At 35.5% G+C, this 22165-nt stretch carries 25 protein-coding genes; all 25 read right to left on the minus strand.

From position 1 onward, the window contains the following. Positions 1 to 246: 246 nt before the first annotated feature. Positions 247 to 1203 carry an N-acetylmuramoyl-L-alanine amidase gene (locus AC1Z3K_RS01900; protein ID WP_461731652.1) on the minus strand — a complete coding sequence of 319 codons (957 nt, stop codon included), beginning with the start codon at positions 1201 to 1203 and terminating at the stop codon, positions 247 to 249. A 2-nt stretch (positions 1204 to 1205) separates the two neighbouring features. Then, positions 1206 to 1478: a holin gene (locus AC1Z3K_RS01905; protein WP_461731653.1), complete on the minus strand. Its 273-nt coding sequence runs from the start codon at positions 1476 to 1478 to the stop codon at positions 1206 to 1208. Further along, on the minus strand, positions 1478 to 1687 hold the full coding sequence (locus AC1Z3K_RS01910; RefSeq protein WP_461731654.1) for a BhlA/UviB family holin-like peptide: 210 nt from the start codon (positions 1685 to 1687) through the stop codon (positions 1478 to 1480). The genes AC1Z3K_RS01905 and AC1Z3K_RS01910 overlap by 1 nt, the downstream gene beginning before the upstream one ends. Positions 1688 to 1701: 14 nt before the next feature. Next, complete coding sequence (locus AC1Z3K_RS01915; protein ID WP_461731655.1) at positions 1702 to 2184, minus strand: phage baseplate protein; 483 nt, start codon at positions 2182 to 2184, stop codon at positions 1702 to 1704. A gap of 17 nt (positions 2185 to 2201) precedes the next feature. Beyond that, positions 2202 to 3791 (minus strand): BppU family phage baseplate upper protein, encoded by a 1590-nt coding sequence (locus tag AC1Z3K_RS01920; protein ID WP_461731656.1) that lies wholly within the window; start codon positions 3789 to 3791, stop codon positions 2202 to 2204. Positions 3792 to 3805: 14 nt separating this feature from the next. Then, positions 3806 to 6457, minus strand: coding sequence for a phage tail tip lysozyme (locus tag AC1Z3K_RS01925; protein WP_461731786.1), 2652 nt, complete (start codon positions 6455 to 6457; stop codon positions 3806 to 3808). Next, positions 6454 to 7164 carry a phage tail protein gene (locus AC1Z3K_RS01930; RefSeq protein WP_461731657.1) on the minus strand — a complete coding sequence of 237 codons (711 nt, stop codon included), beginning with the start codon at positions 7162 to 7164 and terminating at the stop codon, positions 6454 to 6456. Before AC1Z3K_RS01930 ends, AC1Z3K_RS01925 begins: the two co-directional genes overlap by 4 nt. Continuing rightward, entirely contained in the window at positions 7165 to 9420 is a 2256-nt protein-coding gene (locus AC1Z3K_RS01935) for a phage tail tape measure protein (protein ID WP_461731787.1), read from the minus strand. A gap of 234 nt (positions 9421 to 9654) precedes the next feature. Continuing rightward, on the minus strand, positions 9655 to 10104 hold the full coding sequence (locus tag AC1Z3K_RS01940; protein WP_461731658.1) for a hypothetical protein: 450 nt from the start codon (positions 10102 to 10104) through the stop codon (positions 9655 to 9657). Continuing rightward, positions 10105 to 10752, minus strand: coding sequence for a phage tail protein (locus AC1Z3K_RS01945; protein WP_461731659.1), 648 nt, complete (start codon positions 10750 to 10752; stop codon positions 10105 to 10107). Positions 10753 to 10756: 4 nt separating this feature from the next. Further along, complete coding sequence (locus tag AC1Z3K_RS01950; protein ID WP_461731660.1) at positions 10757 to 11113, minus strand: HK97-gp10 family putative phage morphogenesis protein; 357 nt, start codon at positions 11111 to 11113, stop codon at positions 10757 to 10759. After that, positions 11106 to 11441 (minus strand): hypothetical protein, encoded by a 336-nt coding sequence (locus AC1Z3K_RS01955; RefSeq protein ID WP_461731661.1) that lies wholly within the window; start codon positions 11439 to 11441, stop codon positions 11106 to 11108. The genes AC1Z3K_RS01950 and AC1Z3K_RS01955 overlap by 8 nt, the downstream gene beginning before the upstream one ends. Further along, positions 11431 to 11754, minus strand: coding sequence for a phage head closure protein (locus AC1Z3K_RS01960; protein ID WP_461731662.1), 324 nt, complete (start codon positions 11752 to 11754; stop codon positions 11431 to 11433). Before AC1Z3K_RS01960 ends, AC1Z3K_RS01955 begins: the two co-directional genes overlap by 11 nt. Further along, positions 11717 to 11947 carry a phage gp6-like head-tail connector protein gene (locus tag AC1Z3K_RS01965; protein WP_461731663.1) on the minus strand — a complete coding sequence of 77 codons (231 nt, stop codon included), beginning with the start codon at positions 11945 to 11947 and terminating at the stop codon, positions 11717 to 11719. Before AC1Z3K_RS01965 ends, AC1Z3K_RS01960 begins: the two co-directional genes overlap by 38 nt. Positions 11948 to 11991: 44 nt before the next feature. Next, positions 11992 to 13293 (minus strand): phage major capsid protein, encoded by a 1302-nt coding sequence (locus tag AC1Z3K_RS01970; RefSeq protein WP_461731664.1) that lies wholly within the window; start codon positions 13291 to 13293, stop codon positions 11992 to 11994. Beyond that, the gene (locus AC1Z3K_RS01975; protein ID WP_461731665.1) at positions 13293 to 13877 is read right to left on the minus strand and encodes an HK97 family phage prohead protease; all 585 of its coding nucleotides are present in this window, start codon (positions 13875 to 13877) and stop codon (positions 13293 to 13295) included. The genes AC1Z3K_RS01970 and AC1Z3K_RS01975 overlap by 1 nt, the downstream gene beginning before the upstream one ends. Continuing rightward, positions 13861 to 15027 (minus strand): phage portal protein, encoded by a 1167-nt coding sequence (locus AC1Z3K_RS01980; RefSeq protein WP_461731666.1) that lies wholly within the window; start codon positions 15025 to 15027, stop codon positions 13861 to 13863. Before AC1Z3K_RS01980 ends, AC1Z3K_RS01975 begins: the two co-directional genes overlap by 17 nt. A gap of 15 nt (positions 15028 to 15042) precedes the next feature. Continuing rightward, on the minus strand, positions 15043 to 16776 hold the full coding sequence (locus AC1Z3K_RS01985; RefSeq protein ID WP_461731667.1) for a terminase large subunit: 1734 nt from the start codon (positions 16774 to 16776) through the stop codon (positions 15043 to 15045). Further along, on the minus strand, positions 16773 to 17231 hold the full coding sequence (locus AC1Z3K_RS01990) for a P27 family phage terminase small subunit (RefSeq protein WP_461731668.1): 459 nt from the start codon (positions 17229 to 17231) through the stop codon (positions 16773 to 16775). The genes AC1Z3K_RS01985 and AC1Z3K_RS01990 overlap by 4 nt, the downstream gene beginning before the upstream one ends. A gap of 105 nt (positions 17232 to 17336) precedes the next feature. Further along, positions 17337 to 17720: an HNH endonuclease gene (locus AC1Z3K_RS01995; protein ID WP_461731669.1), complete on the minus strand. Its 384-nt coding sequence runs from the start codon at positions 17718 to 17720 to the stop codon at positions 17337 to 17339. A gap of 5 nt (positions 17721 to 17725) precedes the next feature. Continuing rightward, positions 17726 to 17977: a hypothetical protein gene (locus tag AC1Z3K_RS02000; protein ID WP_461731670.1), complete on the minus strand. Its 252-nt coding sequence runs from the start codon at positions 17975 to 17977 to the stop codon at positions 17726 to 17728. A 221-nt stretch (positions 17978 to 18198) separates the two neighbouring features. Beyond that, entirely contained in the window at positions 18199 to 18621 is a 423-nt protein-coding gene (locus AC1Z3K_RS02005) for a hypothetical protein (protein WP_461731671.1), read from the minus strand. Between the two features lie 379 nt (positions 18622 to 19000). Further along, positions 19001 to 20893, minus strand: coding sequence for a phage/plasmid primase, P4 family (locus AC1Z3K_RS02010; RefSeq protein WP_461731672.1), 1893 nt, complete (start codon positions 20891 to 20893; stop codon positions 19001 to 19003). Between the two features lie 35 nt (positions 20894 to 20928). Continuing rightward, positions 20929 to 21669 (minus strand): DNA-methyltransferase, encoded by a 741-nt coding sequence (locus AC1Z3K_RS02015; protein WP_461731673.1) that lies wholly within the window; start codon positions 21667 to 21669, stop codon positions 20929 to 20931. After that, positions 21666 to 22118, minus strand: a complete 453-nt coding sequence (locus AC1Z3K_RS02020; protein WP_461731674.1) for a DNA N-6-adenine-methyltransferase — start codon at positions 22116 to 22118, stop codon at positions 21666 to 21668. Before AC1Z3K_RS02020 ends, AC1Z3K_RS02015 begins: the two co-directional genes overlap by 4 nt. Between the last annotated feature and the right edge of the window lie 47 nt (positions 22119 to 22165).

The raw sequence follows: 22165 nt of genomic DNA on the forward strand, positions 1-22165 counted from the left end.
ACAGGAAAATAATATACTTTTAGTTACGTAAACCCTATGATATAAGGCTTCATACAGGATTATAACATACTTTTAGTTACATTCAAAATTCAAGTTTTTAGGTGAATTTGGGTGAATCTATGGTAAAACTATTAAATAGTCGGTCAATTTGAATATTTTTAAAATAACACATTTCGATGTGTTATTTTTTGTTTTTCCTGTTATAAAAATAACCCTACCTCATAACGAGATAGGGTTTCTTATTATCTATTTAGGTATTGTTAAATACCATTCATTAAAACGCAAATCAGAGGACCCTTTTCGGGTATTACCTGTTGAATCATTTGTACAACGAGCCATGATGTATACAGTTTTCCCTTTAAACTTTTTCGCATCAAAAGAAACATCAAATCCAGTTGTATTACCTGTTGAATACATTCTCGCTACATCCGGACGATTTTTCCCAGGCGCTTTAACTCTCGCTAACTCTCTTCCGGTTTTATAATCCATCACGAAAATATATTCGTAATCATAGTTTCCAATATGCCAACCAGCTGCAACAATTTTATTTCCTGAAAGTCCAAACTTATCCAAATGACCTTTAGACAACACTACATCTTTGACTGGGTAGTATGCTCCTGCTGTTAAACTATCAGAACCTGACGGCTTACTAGGCATTTCCGGAGTTGTTGCGCTTCCTGAGAGCTGAAATCCTTCCGCAATTGCATTAGCCATGTCACTAATAATTGAATTGAAATTATTATTATAAGCGGCCATATCTGAAGCATTATCAATAAAGCAGACTTCATATAAGCATGAGGACATTCCTAGTTGCTTAGCAATAGAAATGACCGAGAAATTCGTGCGCTTAACTCCGCGGTTCACAAAATACTTACTAAGCTTAGATACAATCTTTTGCTCTACTGCATCACTTGATTCAGATGTAGTAATGTATGCTTCAGTTCCTTTTGCCTGTTCATTAAACGAATTGAAATGAACTTCGAAAACATAATCAAATGTACCGCTAAAATTTAAACGTCCTGCTTGTGCTTCTGCAAATGCATTTTTGCGTTGGTCATAGACAGAAACATCTAATCCTTTATTACGTAAAGGAGATACCAGCGCATTAACAACCCTGCGGGTTTCAATTGCTTCGTTTGTATTAGTTCCCAATGCACCTGGGTCACCGGCACCATGTCCAGCTATTAATAGAATTTTAACCATTATCATTCCTCCTTTCGTGTGTTATATTTATTTGTCGCATCATACAGACCGCAAGCCATACCACCCGCAACCAATCCGCCAATCGTCATTTCAGCAACGTTTTGATCGAAACAAACACCCATGATAAAACCTAAAATAATCCCTAAAGTGATTGAAATTAAGGGTAAATATTTAGATGTAATAACCCCGGTCTGCTTCACTGCTTCAGTGACAATCATCATGATTGGTGCAAAACTCAAACCTGTCGCAAGTACGTGTGTAATAATCTCATCCATTATTTTTCCATCCTCTCATTGATTTTATTTACTGTTTTTTCAATATTTTCAACTTGTTTCAATGATTCAGTTAACTCATCAATTGTGTTTAAATACCTTTCTTCCCTTGAATTATTCTGTCTCATAACCCAAACTAGGAGAAAACAAAAAAGCACTGGGAAACCAATGCTTTCTGGATTCTCTAAAAAAGTTGAAATAAAATTGTCCATGTTTCACCAACTTCCTACGCTGTTCGTTTCCAAATATATACCGTCTGGTAAGGTTGTAAACTCGAAGCTGATGTTGCCTTCCCGGAGATATTGACACCTTGGTCTTTTGCCGCGGTATCAGCTACACCAGTAAAACTACTAGCCTTTACATTCGCGGTATAGGTACCGGACCTTGTTTTTGCTCCCAAATAAGTAGCTGAAATCTGCATTTGAGCATACGCATCTAAATCATGTGTGTGTGTCTTACTCCCGCCAGTTTTATTTGCTACAAAATCACTATCACTTTCATCAACACCAACCAGAACACGCCCTTTTATTCTCGTCCATGTACCACCCATGAAACTCGCTGGGTCATCTGCCTTTTCAGATTGGTAAATACTACCAACTGGATAAAACACATCGATTAAAGCTGCTATACTCGCACCTAATTTGGAAAAATTATCATTTATAGGTACATGATAATCCGGGTCCCCTTTTTTAAGTTCGTATAAATCCATTTATATTCCTCCTAATTTTAATGATAATAATGTAATGTAAGTGAGCCATAATCTGCTTTCATCTGAGCGGGTGCAGCTGCTGTTGCTGGGGCGGTATATAGAACAACATTGATAAAGCCTTGTGTGTCTACACTGTCTTTAACAAGGGCGGTTGTTTTAATTTCTGCAACTGAATTAGTATTGTTCGCTTTAACATTTTGCAAAAGTCTATCTATACGCTCAATACCCAAAACTACAGCAGGTACAGTTCCAACATTGCCAGTAGCTAAAATTCTAGCTTCTATAGTGTCAGTTAAATTAGTACGTAGTTTATTTACTTTTTGCTCAGTAGTTGTTAAACCTTCGAAAAATGATTCATCTATTTTTTCATACAATGCAACAGCATCATAACGTTGTCTTAGTAAACAACGTGCCCCTGTTGCGCTCGTCGAAAATGTTGCAAATGTTCCGTCTTCAATAGCAAAATTATCAATGTTTGCCTGGTCAACTTCTACATAAGTTGTTGTCGTGTGACTCGCATAATATGCTATTGTTAAACTATTCTTATTTAATAAAAAATTACCTGCTACCTTATTTTTAAAATCCGTAGTAACAGCGACATTTGTTCCAATACAGATATCATCTTCTATGAAATCAATCTGAAGAACCTTATGATTTGAAATCATTCGAACCGATTTATCTAACAGCATGACTTCTGGGTTAGTAAATTTATAGTAGCGAGGTACCTTTACTTTTAAACTGAACCTATCGAGATATTCAATTGCTGATTCAATCGTTTGTACATTTCCACCTCCAAGCCCCGTTGGTTCTTTTTCTAAGGGAACTGTTGACATTCCATATTCCCAATATAACACTCTTAGTTTAGGATACCCCTTAAAATCATGGTCAATTTTAATAATCTCAGCATTCGGATTGATTTTATCAAACTGATTCTGTAAGTTGCCAGCTGCATTTTCATCTAAGATATCCCGTATAGATTCAAACCAATCGAGGAAATTATTTTTATTTTCATTAAGCCATTCATCGTAAATATCTTGATTTGAGGAAATCCAAGACAGAAATTCTTCAATGATTCGTTGTAATTCTTCTTTCGCTTCCTCATACCAACCGTCATAGGTGTTTTGAGATTCTTTAATCCATTCCATGAAATACCGCAACATTTCTTCAAAGGTCCAGATATAGTTGCTGTCATGAATTCCTTCAGAAAATACACTTTTCATTACATAGAAAGAAAAATCTTTTGTTGAATATTGAAAGGTTCGCTCAAATTTTTCTTTTACATCACCATCTTCTTTTAAATCCAGAAATGCAAAATAACCTTTATTCTTACCTAAATTCTGCATATCATAATGAGAAAGTGTATAACGTAGCTTTCCATTTTTAGCATCCACAATTTCAGTAACCTTTTGTTCAGATATCCAATTGGATGTATTAGGATTACCCCGGACATAAAAGAGCGGTGTTAATCCTGTAAAGTCAACAGGAACACCGTTCTCAGTAATCGTTACATCAAATGTTTGTGATTCAGTGTCGTACTGTCGCACTCGGATGATTCCGACGTAGCTATTTGGTTCTGTCGTACTTAGATTCATTTGATACGTTGTCATTGACTCACTCCTTTCTAAAAATTAATAACATCGCGCGGGTTAATACGATTCCACTGTGAACCTTTCCAAACTTCGAAATGTAAATGAACACCTGAAGCTAATCCGGTTGCGCCCATTATTCCAATTACATCTGCATTAGTTACCTTCTGACCTTGCGAAACGTTAACACTGTCAAAGTGACCATAATAACTCCAATATCCTTCACCATGGTCAATAACTACATAATTACCACCCTCCGGGTGATTGTAAACTATCTCGATAACAGTTCCGTTTTTGGCTGCATAAATCGGCGGCTTACTACCTGCTGGCACACTCGCTAAATCAATACCACCATGAATTACAGTAGTTCCCCAGCCGATGTGGTCCCATTCTTGGGTAACCACATAATCGGAACGAACTGGATTTTGCCAACCTTCAGTACCTGAACCTAAATTCTTAAACTTATCGTACCAACGTTGCGCCATCCCTATTCGTTCAGGATGGGTATCACGCGGACGTTCAAAGTTCGCCTCAAATGCAGTTGTAGCAACTGAAATATCGGTGAGTTGTTTGAATTGGTCAACACTGAATGGATAAGCACTAGTAGGAATATACTGACCGTTATACATATGCCATTCTAGTAATTGCAATTGAACATTTAGACTTCGATAATCACCAGTAATCCCGGCTTGTTGAAGCAGTCTTTGAACATATGCCCGACCGCTTTCCCCCGCGAGTGGTGAAGTCCATTGCACTAATCCATAACCAGGACCGCCATTTCCTTCATCTGTATCCGGGATAATTCCGGATTCTTGTTCCATATTTCCTAAAATAGCTGCGGCGGCTTGTTCAGTGTATCCTTTTGATTTTAGAAATTGCCACACTTGCCAAGCATTTTTCTCTTGTTCTGTCGTCAATTCTGGCGGTGTGATTCCTCCACCTGTACCAGGAGTTATTTCTTTACCTCCAACAAACAACTTACCTGATACATTTAAGTCACCATGTATTTCTACATCTTTGTGGAATACTGTATTAGAACCAATGATGACAGCTTCAGCATTTTTATTTCCAGCCCAGGTATTCGGTATAATAGTAATAGGATAGCTTTTACTACCATCCTCATTTTCAATGATAAATCGCTGCAAATACGGAGCTTTTAATCCGAAAAATAAACCAGTTGATTTTGAACCATCCACCGTTACGGAATTTCCTTGGATGTACCCTAATGCTTTATTGCTTTTTAGGTCAAGAAAATTAATAATTCCATTATCCAACTTGATATCATAGTCATTATTCATAGAATGAATTTCAATTCCTTTTAAAATACCAGCAGTAATGAAATTAGCTACAATCGCACCGTCTTGTGTAATTGCAGTTTCAAAAGGACCATTCACACCATTTTTAGAATAACCAAGACCACCAAGATTCCAACGCCAAACCTTTTTGGCGTTGGAAGCCTTCGGTTTATCCATGATTAATATTTCTTCAGGCGCATCCTTCGGACGAAAACGGACATAACCACCTTTACTTCCAGTTATCCAATTGGAAGCATTGATGATTGCATTTTGTAATTCAGTAGACTTATTTTCTAATTTTTTAGCTACCTGGTTAACACTTGTGGTTACTGAACTGGTATACATTCCCAAACTATTACCTAATATGACTGATTTATATTTTTTAAGAGTAGGTAACCAAACGCATTCAACAACACGTTCTTCAACGTCACGAATTCCCATGTAATCAATAGTACAGTGGATAGTATCACCAAAGTGTAGCTTCGCTATTTCACTATACAAATCTTGATATTCAATTGTATTTTCAAGTGTCACCATGTCAATTACATGTGTCACAATCGGTTCATGAATTCGATCATTGTCAAAAAGTGATTGTCCCCATTTTTTCAGTTCTTCAATGGTTAAACAATCACTATTTTCCCTTTTACCAATTCGCCTATTTTCATCATTAACGCCCGCGACTTCCAAATATTTAAAAGTAATCGGTTCTTGTTCTTGATTATAATCAGTATCTTCAGGGACACCTCCGATTAAATACAGACTATTCACAATTCCTAAATCATCAGCCGTTTCTTGAATAGATGCCAGATTCACCCCTAAATCAACACGATAGCCATTGTCGTTGCCTATACGGTCAGTTAAGGTAAGCCTATAGTTATTCATATCCAATTCGGCTCCGGCAACGCCTACGAGGTTCTGATTGCCATTATTTGAACCTATAATGGCATCAATCGCATTGACTTCTTTTGCCGTAAACTGGTGATAGGTAGCTACATCACTTTCAAAAATAAAAGGCTGTTTAAAAGAAAGATTCTCCTTTAAACTAGTCATGATTTGTTTACCATTTCCGTTCGCGGTATATGACAGTTGAATGAAATTCCGATTCGCTTCATATCCCAAATGTAACGCGTTAAATGAAATGGATTCCATCGTTTTATTGATAGTTGTGATTTTAAAATATTGCCAGGTTAAATCCGACCATTGGGCTTTAATCCAGCTACCTTTTTTAATAAAATTAGAATTTTGACCTTTGATATGATAATTTCCATAGAAGCTATATTGCTGATTAATAATCCTTGAGATTTCAGGAGGGTCCATCCAGTCAATCAATGAAAAACCATTTTCTTCTAAATCAACCGGAATTTTCTCATAAATATAAATTTGTTCCATTATAGAAATACACTCCTTACTTTCATTTTAGCAGCTTTAATATTTCCGGATAGAATCAACTTATTTTCTCCCGGTTGCAATCTAATCCAGTTACCCTTACTTCGTTGTTGACTGTTGTTTTGAACATACATTCCCAGCTCATTATCAATAGTTAATAATCCCTCAAATGTATCCGAAAGAAAAAGAGAAGTTTCACCACATGAAATTGTGATATTTCCGCCACCAGATTCTATTTCAATATATGGTTTTGAAGGTTCATCACCTAAATCATAGATAATATTCTGACCAACTCGCAGTGATAAAAATTCTTCCCTCACTTTTCGTTTAAGAGGTTCACAACGAAATTCAATGCTGAAGGTATAAAAAACACCCCATTCATTTAAGAATTCCTGTTCTTTTCCCATGTTACAAATAGCTTGTGAATATTTATCCGAATCATTATGAGTAATTAATTTACCGGGACCTCTCAGCCATTTTTTAACCTCAGTTAAATTTTCATAAGGTATACTAACATTTGAAATCGTAAGCGTGTATGGTTCATAATCACCAAACCATTCATGTAACACACGATTACTACCAGCAACAACCGTCTCATTATATTTTCGAGCAGGAAGGATTTCAGATAATTCTTCTTCAATAATTAAACCAAAATCTTCAAAGGCGTTTAGGTTATTCCAAATGAAGTTTGGTGTGTCCTTATCTAAGAACATTTAAACGCCTCCTGTTCCTGCAGCAGCCATTCGCCCAGCTTGATAGACTTGTCTATTCACTTTTGAAAGTTCACTTGGATTATTCGCGTCTACTTTGCCGATATTCACCGTTTGATAAACATTAGGCGTGTTAGTTGCTCCGCTGATTCCTTTCCGGCGTTCATCATCGGAAAGAGGGGTGACCGTTGTTTTTCCATTTTTAGCAGTTAATAGTTCGGGTCCAGCTTCACCAACGATGGCTTGACCTTGTAATAAATGCCCTCCTTTAGCTAAATAAGGAATCTTAGAAATATTAATCCCTTTACCTCCAACACCAGGCACCCATTTTGGAACTTTTATACTATTCAAACCGCCAATGAAACTATTAATCAGTGTGATTAATGAATTTATTGGTGCTTTAAATACCGCAACAATTCCACTAACAATACCATCGAAAATACTAACCACACCCTCCCAGGCTTTACCCCAATCACCAGTAAAAACCCCGGTGATAAAATCAACGATTCCAGTGAATACTTTTTTAGCAGCCTCATAGAAATTATTAATATTATTCATAAAACCATCGAACCAAGTTGTGAAAAATCCAGCTAAGTAATTGAATATCTCAACTGCTACATCACTCACGCCCTGAAAGAATGCATTCACACCATCCCGGAACCATTTGACATTCTGATAAGCCCAAACCAAACCAGCAATCAGGGCTGCAATTGCTGCTATAACCAGGATAAACGGATTAGCACCTAAGAATGTAATCATTGATTGCCAAACACCAATGAAAGCTTTTACGCCAGTGATTATTTTAGTGACGGAACCCATCAGTGTACCAATGATTACCAGCACTGGACCAATCGCAGCGACAACCATTCCAATAGTTACAACCATTTGTTTTTGTCCATCATCCAAGGAATCTAACCATCCTTTGAATTTCTTTAACGCATCAATAGCAGCGTTAAAGAACGGTAACAATGCTATTTGAACAGATTCCCCTACACTAGCCATTGCCAATTTAGCATTATTCATCGCCCGGTTCGCTTCATCGATTGGATCTAATGTTGCTCCAAAAGTGTCTTCTACTGCTCCACCAGCACTTGCCGCAGATTCTGCTAAACCGTCAAAATTTAAAGCACCTCTTTTTATCGCATCTTCAACAACTGCTGCGCCTTTTGTTCCGAAAACCTCACTTGCAATAGTTAATGCCTCAGCTTCACTAGTGGCATTACTCAATTTATTACTTGTTTCTTCTAATCCTTGAATCAAATTCTTATTATCTTTAGCATAAGTAACTGAAGCTTTAGAAAGATAAGAAATCATTTTACTAGAATCAACACCAGACTGTTCAAATTTCCCAAGAATCGCCACACTTTCACCGAAACTTAAATCCAACGCTTTCAATTGTGGCGCACCTTTGACAGCAGCATCAAAAAGTTTATCTACGGATTGACCTGTATTTTGTGCGGTCTTGGTTACTGAATCTAAAACACTATTTAAATCGGAGTATTCCAAACCATATGCCTCGATTGACTGGCGCGCAGATATCGCTGATTGTGAAACATCAGTATCATTAATTTCAGCAAACATTAGCATGTAATCTGTTGATGATTCTAATTGTTCATCAAGAAATCCAAATTGGGTGTTAACCTCTCCAATTGCCTCACCAACTGTTTGTAATTCTAGGTGTGTATTTCCAGCCACATTTTCAAATGATTCAGCTAGACGGTCAGCCTGTTCACCTGTAGCACCTGTTTTTACAATAATTGTGTCTAGTGCTTCATCAACTTCATTGAAAGCAGATAGACTTGCAGCACCAATTCCAACTATCCCGGCTGACAAAATACTTAATTTTTCACCAACACCTTTTATTTTGTCCCCAGCTTCTTCAATTTTTTGAAGCTTCTCCGCTGTAGAAATAGATAAATTTCCTTGTTCTTCAAGTGCTTCATTCGTTGCTTCTAATGCCGAGCGAAGTTTATTTTCGCCAGTTTCAGAATTAACAAGCTGCTTATACAATTTTTGAGACTGTTCAGAATATTCACCAGTTTCACGAACGGATTTTTCATATTCTTCACGTAATAATGCAGTCCGCCTTTCAGCAAGCTGCAATTGCTTTTCAAGTTTTTCCTTAGTAGCTCTTAATTTTTCTGTTGCGGTCGCATCACTATCCATTGCAGATACGTGACGTTTATATTCAGCAGCAGCAAGATTCATTTCATTGTTAATCTGCTTCACTGTCTTTGCATATTCAACTTCGCCATTCATTCGAAAATTCAGAACTACATCAGATTCATTTCCATTTGCCAAGTTTTTTTCCTCCTTTCTACCACCATGGGCTGTTATCTAAAGTACGTGTTTCAGGTGCTTCAAATTCAGTGTTACTTTCTAACCACTGAATATATGATTTAAGCCACAAGTTAGGTGTAGACTTTAAAAAGAAAACCTCACTCCAATTTAAAAGAGTGAGGGCGACATAAATATAGAAAGACCAAGGTGTTCCTATTTCAGTTGTTTTCTTTTTTGATTTTTTCGTTGGTGGTCCTGTGGCTTCCTCGATTTTTTTAAGTCTTCAACCTGAAAAGTTTGATTAGTAAATAGTTCCATACAAACACCATATACACTAATAACATCTTTCCCCATTCCGATAAATGTCGTAATCGTTTCAAGGTCTTCATCTAATCCACCGGAACGCAGCATGCCATAGATAAGTGCTCGCATGATTTTAAAGTCCCCTGGTGACAATGTACTTAGTGTAATCTTACCGCCGGAACGTTTTAACATATCATTCATGTCATTTTCAAAAATAGAATAATCGCCACCATAACAATCAGCTACATATTCCATAGTTTCCATTGTAAAATTAATCGGGAAATCTTTTCCTTTAATTGTTACGGTAGCTTGATTTGATAATTTACTAGTATCAAAACCGTAATCACTCAAACGTGCCAATTATTTATCCTCCTTTTCTATTTTTAAAGAAGCTGGTGAAACAGCAGCTAATTCTTGCCATTGTGTTTCATCAAAAACAGGCTGCTTAATGAATTTTTCAAATAAATCAATTGTTGCACTTTCACGTGTGGTATCAAAAGAGGCGTGCATAACATGATTATTTACTAGTCCAGTTGCAACCATATTCAGCGTTACGTCTTGAATATCACTAAGTTCTTCCTCAGTCGTCACATATTCTTCATCAGTGACATTTGAGATTTGTACTTTTGGATACCAGACTGCTTTCTTATGTCCTCCTTCAATATTTCCAATGAAACCAAACGCAAAAAATGGATATTCTTTCGCTAAATTTTTAGCAAATGCTGCACCATCCACTGAATTCACCGCAGTCAAAACATCCAATAATGAAATAGGTATTCCAACATGGTCAAGTCCTAATTCGTGTTTAGTCTCCCGGCTCACACGCCGGAACATTTTACTTGATGCCCATTTTTCCTTTGTTGAACCATTTCCCTTTACGGATAATTTAGTCGCAATCGGCAACCGCACAATTTCACCGTAAACAGGTTCTGTTTGAAAGTCTTCAGTTGTTGTCATTGGTACAAAAAACACGTCGTCAATACCTTCAAAATAAAAGATATCCGCCATTTACTCATCCCTCCATTTGATTCATTACTTGCTGAATCATAATATTTTCAATTTTTGTTTTATTTTGTTGATAAGTTCCACTTGCAAAGTGTTGTGCGCGCTGATTTACAGTCCCATTTTCAGCAAAGCGCCAATAAAAAGCTGTATCTTCAAACATTACTTTGACTTCAGTCTCAAAGATTTCAACTTTAATGTGTTCTCGCATGTGTTTTTTTCGCAACAAGCTTTGTGGAATATTCGGCAATAGTTGTTCTAAATAAAAAGTTGCAGCAGCTTCAAGTGATTCGATTGCAATCTTTTTCGGGTCTACCCTGCTTAATCTTCCAAAATAATCCGCTTGCTGCTGAAATCCATTAGACATTTTCTATCACCCTCACCTGTGTATAAAATTGTGTGATTGTTTCATCATTTTCATCACCCTGCATGGAAGCAAAAGAAGAATATGATATTTGATTTGATTCAAATACGCTCTCAATTGGCTTTAAATCTCTTTCAGTTCCATCTGTGAACAAAGATACTTGATACATCGGAAGTCGCTTAAAAACGCTACTAGATGCCATTTTCTTACGCTTTACTATGAATGAATAAACAATATATGGGTAGTCCGTTCCCTTAGGTGCCTTATTCCTGAAAACCTGATAATTCGTTTCATCCAATAAAGCGCGAAGTCGTTCAAAACTAGTCAACATATGTTAAACTCAACTCCATTTCACGAGTATCCATATTGGTAAAAATACGCGTGATATTATAGTCAATATTTCCAATTCTAACGCCGTTGAATTTCTCGGTGATAGATTTATCCAGACGTATCTTAATACGTCTCACAACGTCTGTACGAGCCTGTTGTGATAGATATTTTTCTTGTGCTGTGATTCCAATATCTTGATAGCGTAATACACGTTTGTTTTGGCGATAAACTGCCGGGCGGTCGTCCCGGTCAACAAACTCCCAAATGACTTGTAAATCAGCTATCCATCTCAGATTGTTCGTTTGTCGTTTCATCCTTCACCAAACTTTCTTGTAAAATAAGTGGTGTTAACGCATTAAATGCTGATTGCATATCAGCTTCAGGAATACGGAATTCAAAAAAGATTCCGCCAATGTAATAAGCAACAAGTGAGTTTTCATCACCTGTTGCTATCTTTGCGTATTTTTTCCCTTGTTCAAAATAAAAAGAAAGTAAGGAATCATCCATACCTTCTTCAAATTGAATATGGTTTTTAAATCCGTCTAGGCTAATCATAGTGACAAGCTATAAACAGGTGTTTCAAAAGGTCCATAAATCAACTGACCATCATTAATATGGTAAATCTTATACCCAATTTTATTTTCACGAGTAAATAATTGGTCAAGTTTTTCAATTTCCATTGAATCAATTACATCCTGGACGTGGAAGTATGAGTAATTACCAAAATAAACAACTGGTACCGCTGGATCAAAACTTTTAGCTGATTCATCATACTTATCAGTATAATCAGTAACTTCCACTGGGAAATTAAATAATTTAAACTCAAAATCATCATTTCCGGAATCCTTTAGAATTGGATTTCCGTTATTGTCAAGCATTGATTCAAGTTCAGTCTGTGCGGCGCGATTAATCATCCAGCAAGCATTCTTACGCATTGACGTTTGCAATGCATTTTTAACCTGCACTAACTTCAAATATTTGTTTGTTCCAGTCGCAGCAAATGCTACTGCTTTATTGCTTAAACTCCCAGGGTTTTCAGGATTTGAAAAATACCAGAATGTTTCTTTTCTTAAGTACGCTTTTTTCAATTCATCAAGCACAATTGCTTCAATGTCATAATCTGACATATGTGTTAATTTCTTGGTAACCTTAATAATCGCATCGAACTCAATAGGATTTAAATAAACATCTGTGAATTCAATTTCAGTGAAAGGAATCAAAGTATTTTCATCACGTTCACTGGTAACAATATTTGCATCACTCTTTTTAACCTGAACTGGAAAACCTTGAGTACCACTTGTATTATGTTTGGTTGCAAATTTACGAAGTGGGTTTTCCTCTTGTAAATACGTGATAATTTCTTTTGACAATTCTTCAGGAACTAAGACCTTTCCGTTATTAAATGCAATCCCAAACGAACGCGCTTGTCCTACTGTAATTCGACCAGCTAAAACGCGTAAGAATGCACTACGTTTTGAAATTTGTTTCAATTTACTTTCACCTCTACTAGATAATCCCTTTCCAATAATGCCAAGCACTCGATTACGTGATTGTTCATCAACCGGATTATCTTCATCCTGATTTTCTTCTGCAGCATCAATTTCATCAGAAACATTTTCAGCTGCTGCACCTAAATCTTCCACGACATCACCAAGTTCAGTGACATCTTCTTCAGGTAATTCAGCTATAGCATCGGAAATTTCTTCAAGTTCAGATGTTATTTCTTCCACTTTCACCTCGATTTCTGTTAACGCATCACGACTGATATTGTTAACTTTTGCAAGACCTTCTAATTCTTTTAACCGCGCTTTCAATTTTGCAGCTCGTTTTTCTAATATCTTTCTCATTTTCATTATTTATATTCTCCAATCGTACTTAGTATTTTTTTTCGTAACTTAATTAATTCAATGTTTTGCTCCTGGAATTTACTCCTTAAATTTGCTTCAGTATCTTCATATGCCGGAAGCGGTACAATGCTAACTTCCCACAAATCAACATTCGTAATTCTGATAAGAGGTATTTCACCAGAAAAATCTTCTTCTTGACCTGTAATCCAAAAACCAAATGAACATTGATTGATATCGCCGCGTGACATAGATTCCTTCAAATCATTCGCAACCGTAGTATTAGGTAATGTAACTTCAAATCGTAGCCCTTTTGAATCTTCTTCGAGCTTCAAAGTATTCGCACTAGTTCGACCTAATACATAATTCCAGTCGTGATTAAATAAACATCTTACATCTTTATTTTTTGACAAAGATTCAATAAACGCCCCTGGTGCAATTTCTTCTTCATACCAACCTTCAATATTTGTTCTTGAATTAAAAACAGACGCATACCCTTCAATGACAGTTACTTCACTACCATCATTCAAAGTTCGCGTCTGCATATTCTTAATATCAAAACTTCGCGTTTCTAACTTAACCAGTTGATTCACCTTCTTTCATTTTGGATTCATTTAATTCACTTAATTCATCTAATCCAATCAAATCCTTAGAAGCGTATAGCTTCGTTGAGGCATCAGTATTTAATCTATCTGCTCCCAAATCAACACGCGCATCATCCGGCGTGTATGTCATCGTACGAATTAAACCTGAAGCATTATTAATTTTTTGTGACATTGTCAAATATTTCTTAATATCAATATTCAAATTAATCTGTTTATCACTATCAGCTCCAAAAAATAAATAGCTTAAATGTTCACACACATTTTGAACAAATGGGTCAACAACAAAAGACTTCAAATAGATAGCCGCCTTTTCCAAATCAACTTTTAATAATGCATTATAAGCATCTGGATCAAATCCTAAAAACTTCGCTAACTCAGGTTTATAAACATTCAGATATGAAAGAATCTTGTCGTCCTGGACTGGACTTTCAAAACCCTCTAATGAATATCCTTTTGATAGTGGAATGATTAACGTTTTTCCTTCATCCGGTATTTCTTCTAGTAAATCTGTTATAGCTTGAACCATTGTATTTTGAAGTGTATTTTTAGGTGATAAATGTGTTTCTAGTTTTAAAAGGTAAGCCAGCAAGCCACCTTTTTTATATTTATCAGTCAATGCCTTTTCTGCATTCATAACACCTTCAAGTGTGTTTTTCGCTAAATCCATAATGCCGTAGCCTTCATTATTGGATACGCCCATATTTTTAATTTGACACACTTCATTTTGAGATAACGTATATCCGTTATACTTGAAAACTTTAATCGCCTGGTCTGTTATCTCCGGTTGAATTCCTTTGATAATGTGCAATTGCTTACTATCCTTCGCAATAAAAACTTCACCATTCAGCAAATAAATATTTGCTAACAACTTTTTAAATTCAAATCCTGATAAATATCCATTCGGACGGTTGAGAACCTTCAGGGTGTTTTTATCAACAAAATTCACACCATCAGTTTTTTCCACTTCCCACTTCCCACATGCAAACATATTGCTAATAGCTGACATGTAATGATAAATATCGCTGGAAGATAAAATATTTTCATCGCCCAATGCAAGTTGACCAGATAAAATTGAACTCCCAAGGTCATATTTATTTGAACGTTTTCTTAATTTACGAATCCATGACCTAATACCCAAACTCCCACCACCTTTCTATTTTCTTTTATATAGTTGGCGAATATATTCAATGTTTTCTTCTTCATTTCCTACATCATCCATTAGTGTCATACTTTCCTTATGACCAATTAAAAAAGCCACAAAGCCGTCTATATGCTCCGGTGACTTTCTTTTTGAAGGTGCTTTTTGATTATTTATATTAGTAACCACTTTTGCGTTATTGGTACAAAAAATAAAAAGTGGATTGTCTGTTTTAACTCGTCCCTGGTCAACTAACGCTTCAAAATCATCAAAAGGTTCATTCATAACAGTCGGGTATTGTGGCACCTCAACACAAACAAAACCATTTAGTTCGAATCGTTCAACTAATTTCTCAGCCATCGCCGGGTCATAATTGATTTGCATAATATCAAGTTCATACTTTTCATACATGTCAATGACAAAATCAAAAACTTCATCATAGTCAACTGTACGACCTTCACACAAGGTCACAAACCCTTCTTCGGCATAATGAGAATATGGAATATTTCGTTGTTTTTCTTTTTCCTCAACGTTGTGTTCAGGAATAAAATACATCTGCTTTATGAGTAAAATATTTTTCCCTTCATCATCATATGTTGGAATATTAAATGAAACACAAGTTAAATCTGTTGTGCGCGATAAATCAATTCCAACAAATACCTGGTGACCAGAATAATCACCAAGGTCATCCACTAAGCAATTTTCTATTTGTTGCTTATCAAAATACGTTTCGGCATAATTAACAAACACATCCAAGTGTTTACTCATGAATTCTGCTTTTCGAAAAGGATTTCGTTTAGCATCTTTAAATTCGCCTCTAAGAAAATCAAGGGTCAATGAAATACCAAGATTTGGATTAACCATTTTCCAAACTTTTTCATCTTCCCAATCGTACCCCTTGTTTGGTTCATAAATCATTATTAACCAGTCATCATCATTATCGTTATCAAGTATATCTGTACCATCGTGATATATTTGAACACCTAGCGCACCGCTGTTTTTCCCCGCAGTGCTACAAACATTAAAAAAAGGCTCAGGTTGCGCCGCTTGTCCAGATTTTAATGAATCGTATCGTTCGGTATCTTGCCATTCATGCACTTCATCCGCAACTACAATATAAGTGTTTTTCCCATCTGTCTTTTCACGTTTAGAAAGAACACGCAAAGTATTTTGATACTGATAATCACCTTCAAAGAAAGAATAATTTATGGTTGTTACTTTCTTTTCTTTCCTATAAACATAAGTACCTTCTAAAAGCTCTTTATCATTCTCTATAACGGTTGCAATTGGATGTGCAACATTTTGTGCCTGGTCAAAATCAGAAGCTACACAATAGAATTGTGCGCCTTTCATTCCTTCACCGTACATTCCATATAGAATGGGGGCACCTTCCATTAAGCTCTTACCATTTTTTTTTGGCACTTGTAAATATGTTTTTCGAATCACCCTGATGTCTCTTTGCCATTCATCACTCCATTTATACCATCCATACATATTTGAAAAATAGAATTTTTGCCAATCTTCCAAAATAAGTGGCTTCCCAGCCCACTCACCAGTTGAATGTTTATAAAATGTTTCAGTGAACAGCAACATCAGATTTGCTTTTTCTAAATCAAAAAAGATATCAGTACGTTTTTTCCATCGCTCGTAGCGTTTGACTGATTTTATTATTGAATCAGGATATGCCAATTGATTATTTAAAACATCATTCGCAAACTTATCCGCATAATTGACCTTCATATCAATCATGATGAATCACCAGCCATTTTTTTAAACTGTACCAATTTATTATTGGTTGATTCGTCAGGAATTGAATCTTCTTTTTTGGATTTTTTTTCATTTTCTGAAGATAGTGGTTTCACATATCCTAATTCTTTACCCTTCATATCCAAACCAAGTTGATTCAGCAGCTTCGCTTTTTTATCGCTCCAAACTTCCACTTGTTGTGCTAAAGGGTGCTTCATTTCGTTTCGTGAACCATTTTTATTCGTGTGCTGCTTTGTTGATTTGAAACCACTGTCTTTCCACTCAGAATACTTAATGTGATAGACTTCGAACGCATCCAGATACACTTCAATCAAAGGGTGTAAAGCTGGCGTGTACTTTCCAAGTGATTTTAATATTTCCTCAATTCTTTGACGTTCAAAATCCTTTTCTGTCAATGCTTCATCAAGTAATTTTTGACGTTTTGATTTTCTTCCCAAGCATTTAACCCCCTTTCATAATTTGAAAATGCTCCGGAGGTGTCCGTTGTGGTCCCCCTACCCTATCCCCATGAAAAAATTATTTTTTAAAATTGACAGGGGGGCTTAAAAATAATCAGCCGGATTAAAATTTTTTCGTTGAATTTTCTGATATTCGTTTTGTGGTTGATATTCAACTTTAGGATGACATGATGAACACACAAGTCTTAGATTATCAGTATTCAATTTCATTTCAGGTCTTAACCAAATTGGCTTGATATGATCGACTTGACTATCTCGACCAAAGACAGGTTTACCACATACCGTACATTTATACTTATCCCTTAAACGTACATAATCAGAAACTTCTTTCCATTCAGCAGACTTATAAAAAGACTTATTCTTTGAATAGTATCTTTTAGCTACCTTCTTACGTCTCTTATGTTCCTCACAATACTGACCTTGTTCAATCAGTGCCTTACAACCATCTTGCCTACAATATTTAGCCATATTATTTATTCGTTAGGCTGCATAATAGTAGACTTTGTTTTCGGGTCCCACACCTCAGTGCCGAAAGGTGTACGTCTGATATAGGTAGTGACATTTTCAACACCTTCAGATAAATCATCACTAGTTGCAGCTTCAAGTGATTCGGGTGCAGCAGCTTCATCATTTTCATTGATTGCGGGTTCAATTACTTCAGGTACTTTGATTTCATTATCAACTGATTCAATCACTTCTTGTTCTTCTTTTTTTTTTCGTCCCATTTCCTTCATTCCTTTCAAAGTAAAAAGCACCACACAAAGCTTGAATAAGTCATAAAAGGAGTTGTTCACATCCTTTAATATGATTTGCTTGTGTAGTGCTTTTATATATTTTTCTCACAATAACATTTTACAATATTTTTATGAAGATAAACATCAGGTAAAAAACTTACATTTTCCTTATAAAAACCTTATGTTTTTCGGATGAAAATCGGATGATTTTCTTATTGTTTCCGGATATCAATTTCTTCTAATGCTTTAGAATACAAGTATCCTACGTGTTGAACTGAATAAGCTTTATCTTCAGCTATTTCTTCAAGTGTTTTATTATCTACAAAATATGATTCTAGTATTTCAGCAAAGCGAAAATCATCAATCTTATCAATACAATCATATATTTCAGTTTTAACTTTCTTACTATTAGTTGTTAGCCGTTTAATTCGATGTTCAATTTCTTCTTTTTCTTCAAATAAATCATCTTTTGATAAAGGTATTCCTCCGGATGGCATATCTTTAATTTGAACTGACTGCAATCCTATTAATCGATTTTCAATCAGTTTTAGTTTATCTTTTAACCGCTCAATTCTTAGTAAGTAGTTGCGGTATCGTTTAAGATAATACTTTTTTGCCTTTACTTCCTCTTTCAACTATAAACCTCCCTTATCAGTTACGATGAATTTTTAGCATCGTAACCGTCATAAACATTGACGTATCAATGGATACAGCGATTTTTTTGTAAAAAGGTTACGGTGAAACCCTTATTTTTTTTATTATATAAATATATACTCAAATTTTAGTACACTATTATATAAAAAGAAGTTGAAAACCACCGTAACACCGTAACTAAATCGCTGTAATCCTTGTTACTCTAAGTGTCTAGTGGTTACGGTATATCGTAACTAGTTACGATGAACACCGTAACCATGACCTTTTTTTTTATTTTAACCATGATTATAAGGTGAAAAATGGGTGAAAAATACTCCAAATGGAGCAAAATCACCCCACCTTAAAATGGTTAAAAAATAATTATGTTTCATTTTTTATGAAGATTCTTTTTGATTTCCCATTAATCTTTTGTACTTTTGTTGTCATTCCTTTTAGCCGATTAACTTCACGACTAAAATTATTTGTTGCTATAGCCTGATAACCATTTTCTACACACCACACTTGATACATTCGATGAATATCAGCAACGGTTTCATTTTCAAGTTTAGGCTCAACGTCTTTAAGGAAACCAATGACAGGATTGTTTTGTTCTTCATATTGTTTCGTTTCTTTTTCGACTGTCCTGGAAGGCGAAAATTTTCTGTTTTTTAACAATCGTTTTAATCCAGTTATTGCAAGTTGCAGCACATATTCCATCGATTGTTGCGATACTAATTTGTCTTGAATAAATGGGTCAAAATCTTCATCATCGGCGGTAAATTTTGCATTGAAAGGAATCATCATCAATCGCCGCATCAATCCGTTGCTAGTATCATTAATTCGCGGCATCCGGTTAGCACTAAAAATTAACTTTGCATAATTGGCAAAATCAAAAGGGTCACGTCCTTTTCTTTCCACGTTCAATGCCTCACCAGTAACCAGCTTTTTAAATTCTGAATTATCTTTGATGTATTCACCGGAAATATCATCACCGATATTTGCTAACTTACCGAAAAGTTCAGCAGTTTTAAATCGTTGATTTAATTCTTTAAGGTCCAATGATGACGTATTACTTTCACCAGCTAGTGTTCTAACAATTTTTAAAAACGATGATTTACCGTTTGAACCACCGCCAGTTAAAATAAAGGCTTTACCTAATTCATTACGTCGTAAAAGGATATAACCAAACACTTCTTCTAAAATCTTTCGCAGTGATTTATCATTACATGCTATTTTATTTAATGTGTTATCAGTCACATCATAGTATGAATCTTTCACATAATTAACCGGTATTTTATTTTTGATAATTATATCGGGGTTAAAATCCGATAGTTCCCAATTATCTAAATTTAAGATACCATTTTGGACAGCGACAAATTTAGTTTGCGCAAGTGGTTTTTCTTCAGCTTTCAATTGAATGTAACTTAATACTTCCAACCGCCTCGCCTTTGTTAGATTTGGCAAATGCTTAATCATAGCGCGTTCAATGTCATTCTGTTTATCTGAATAAACACCATCAACGTAAATGTGCAGCACGTCTTGAATGGATACAATGTGATGTTCTGCAATTAGATATTTAGCAAACTGGTCATGTAGAAATACCTTATCTTTATAGAACGACTGCTTCATAAAAGCTTCATCGCGTAAAATAGTATTAATTTCACTATCCGGAAGTGGTGATGACAATACAAACTTATTAATGATACGGATTGTTTGCCGGATTTCCTTTTTACTCATTCCAACGGATTGTAATTTCAAGATATAATTGAATAGTTCTTGATTACGATTACCATCATCTATTTCAGTAATTGGACTATGTTTATCTGTTTTTTTCACTTTCAACATAGGATGTAGCCATTTTGGAAGTGAATCATGGTCAGTTGCTTTTCTCAGCCATTTTCTAGTTTTCCCATCCATTCGCAGCGGGTCGGCAGTGTTTTTAATACCTAATTTAACAGTAACTTTTACACCGATTGCAGAATACCAATCGATACTATTTTTTGTTAATTCATATCCCTTGAAATAAATATGGATTCCCTGATTGGTTTTTAAGATACTACAATTGATGTCTAATGACTTGATGATTTTTATCAAAAGTTTCGATTCTTCAGGCGTATCGATATCAATCATCACAAATTCATCTTCCAAAATTCCTACATAATTATCAAACTTTCGAACAGTCTCATAGGATAGTAATTTTTTTGAATCGTTTTTAAATTTTTCAGCAGCATGTTTTTCAGTACCTTTTAGATAACCTCTATAAATTTTTCTCACCTACCTTTCATTCGAAAGTAATTCATTTTAAAAAATTATAATTGTATCACCATATTGACACGTTCAATCGATTTCTCATAATATTCCTTCTCTTTTTCAAAGCAGATATATTTTCTATTAGTATTCAAGCAAGCGACTGCTGTAGTTCCTGAACCGCTGCAATTGTCCAGCACCGTCTCGCCGGGTTTAGTGTACGTTCTTATCAGGCACTCAAAAAGGCTGACTGGCTTCTGTGTTGGATGTAGTTTTGATTTCTGTTTATCTGTGCCAAATTTCAAAACACTGCGTGGATAACGTTCAGTACTATCGTAAGACGTCAATTGGTAGTCGTTATAGTTTGTTGATTTTTTACTATTCCTCTTATGCTCAGCAGAAGACACCTTTCTAGTATGACCTTGTGTCATTTGTGGGATATACTGTGGCAGTTTCTTGTAAAATATAAGAATGTTTTCATGTGCTCTTAAAGGCATTCTTTTTGCATTCAGATGTCCAGTAGCAGTTGTTTTTTCCCATATCAGCTCATAACGGAATAATTTAGTGTTACTCATGATAAGCTGGCTTGTGAAGGGCTGGCATCCTGTCAAAACTATTGCACCATTATCCTTGATGATTCTTTCATACTGCGCCCAAAGTGGCTCTAATGGAATAATTGAATCCCACTTATTCTGCGTAGTCCCATAAGGTAAATCCGTTAATATCATATCTACTGACTTATCAGCTATACTCTGCATACCTATCAAACAGTCTTCGTTATAAATTTTGTTTAGTTCTATCACTTAAGATCTCCTTCATATACTACGATTGCACATGGAAAAGGTGCGTTGTGTGGATGTGGAACACCTTTATTTTCAAATCTTAAACGACCTTCTAGAAATTGAATCTCTGTTTTTCCAAAAATGTATTGATGCCACCTTTTTGTTTCAACCCTTGCTGGAAGTAACAAAACAATCGTATTACCATTTTTCTGGTGCTCCTCATACGCTTTCTTAACAAACGCATTTTGCAATTTAGTTTCATATGGAGGGTTACAGAAAATACTGTTGTAAGACCCCCAATCCTGAACAAGGGAATCGTCCTCTTCAGTAAAATAGTTTTCTAGTTTTGCATTTTCTTTACTTGCTGCAGCATCTAAATCAAAGTGATATTTTTCATTTAGCTTATTGAACAGCTGCTGTGGTGTTTCCCAATCTTGCTTCTTGCTACTGAAATGTAATTCTGTTTTCATATCTGAAAGGAGTAAAGATATCTTTCTGCTGGCCAGCAAACCTCCAG

This window comes from Enterococcus sp. LJL128, from assembly GCF_056924295.1.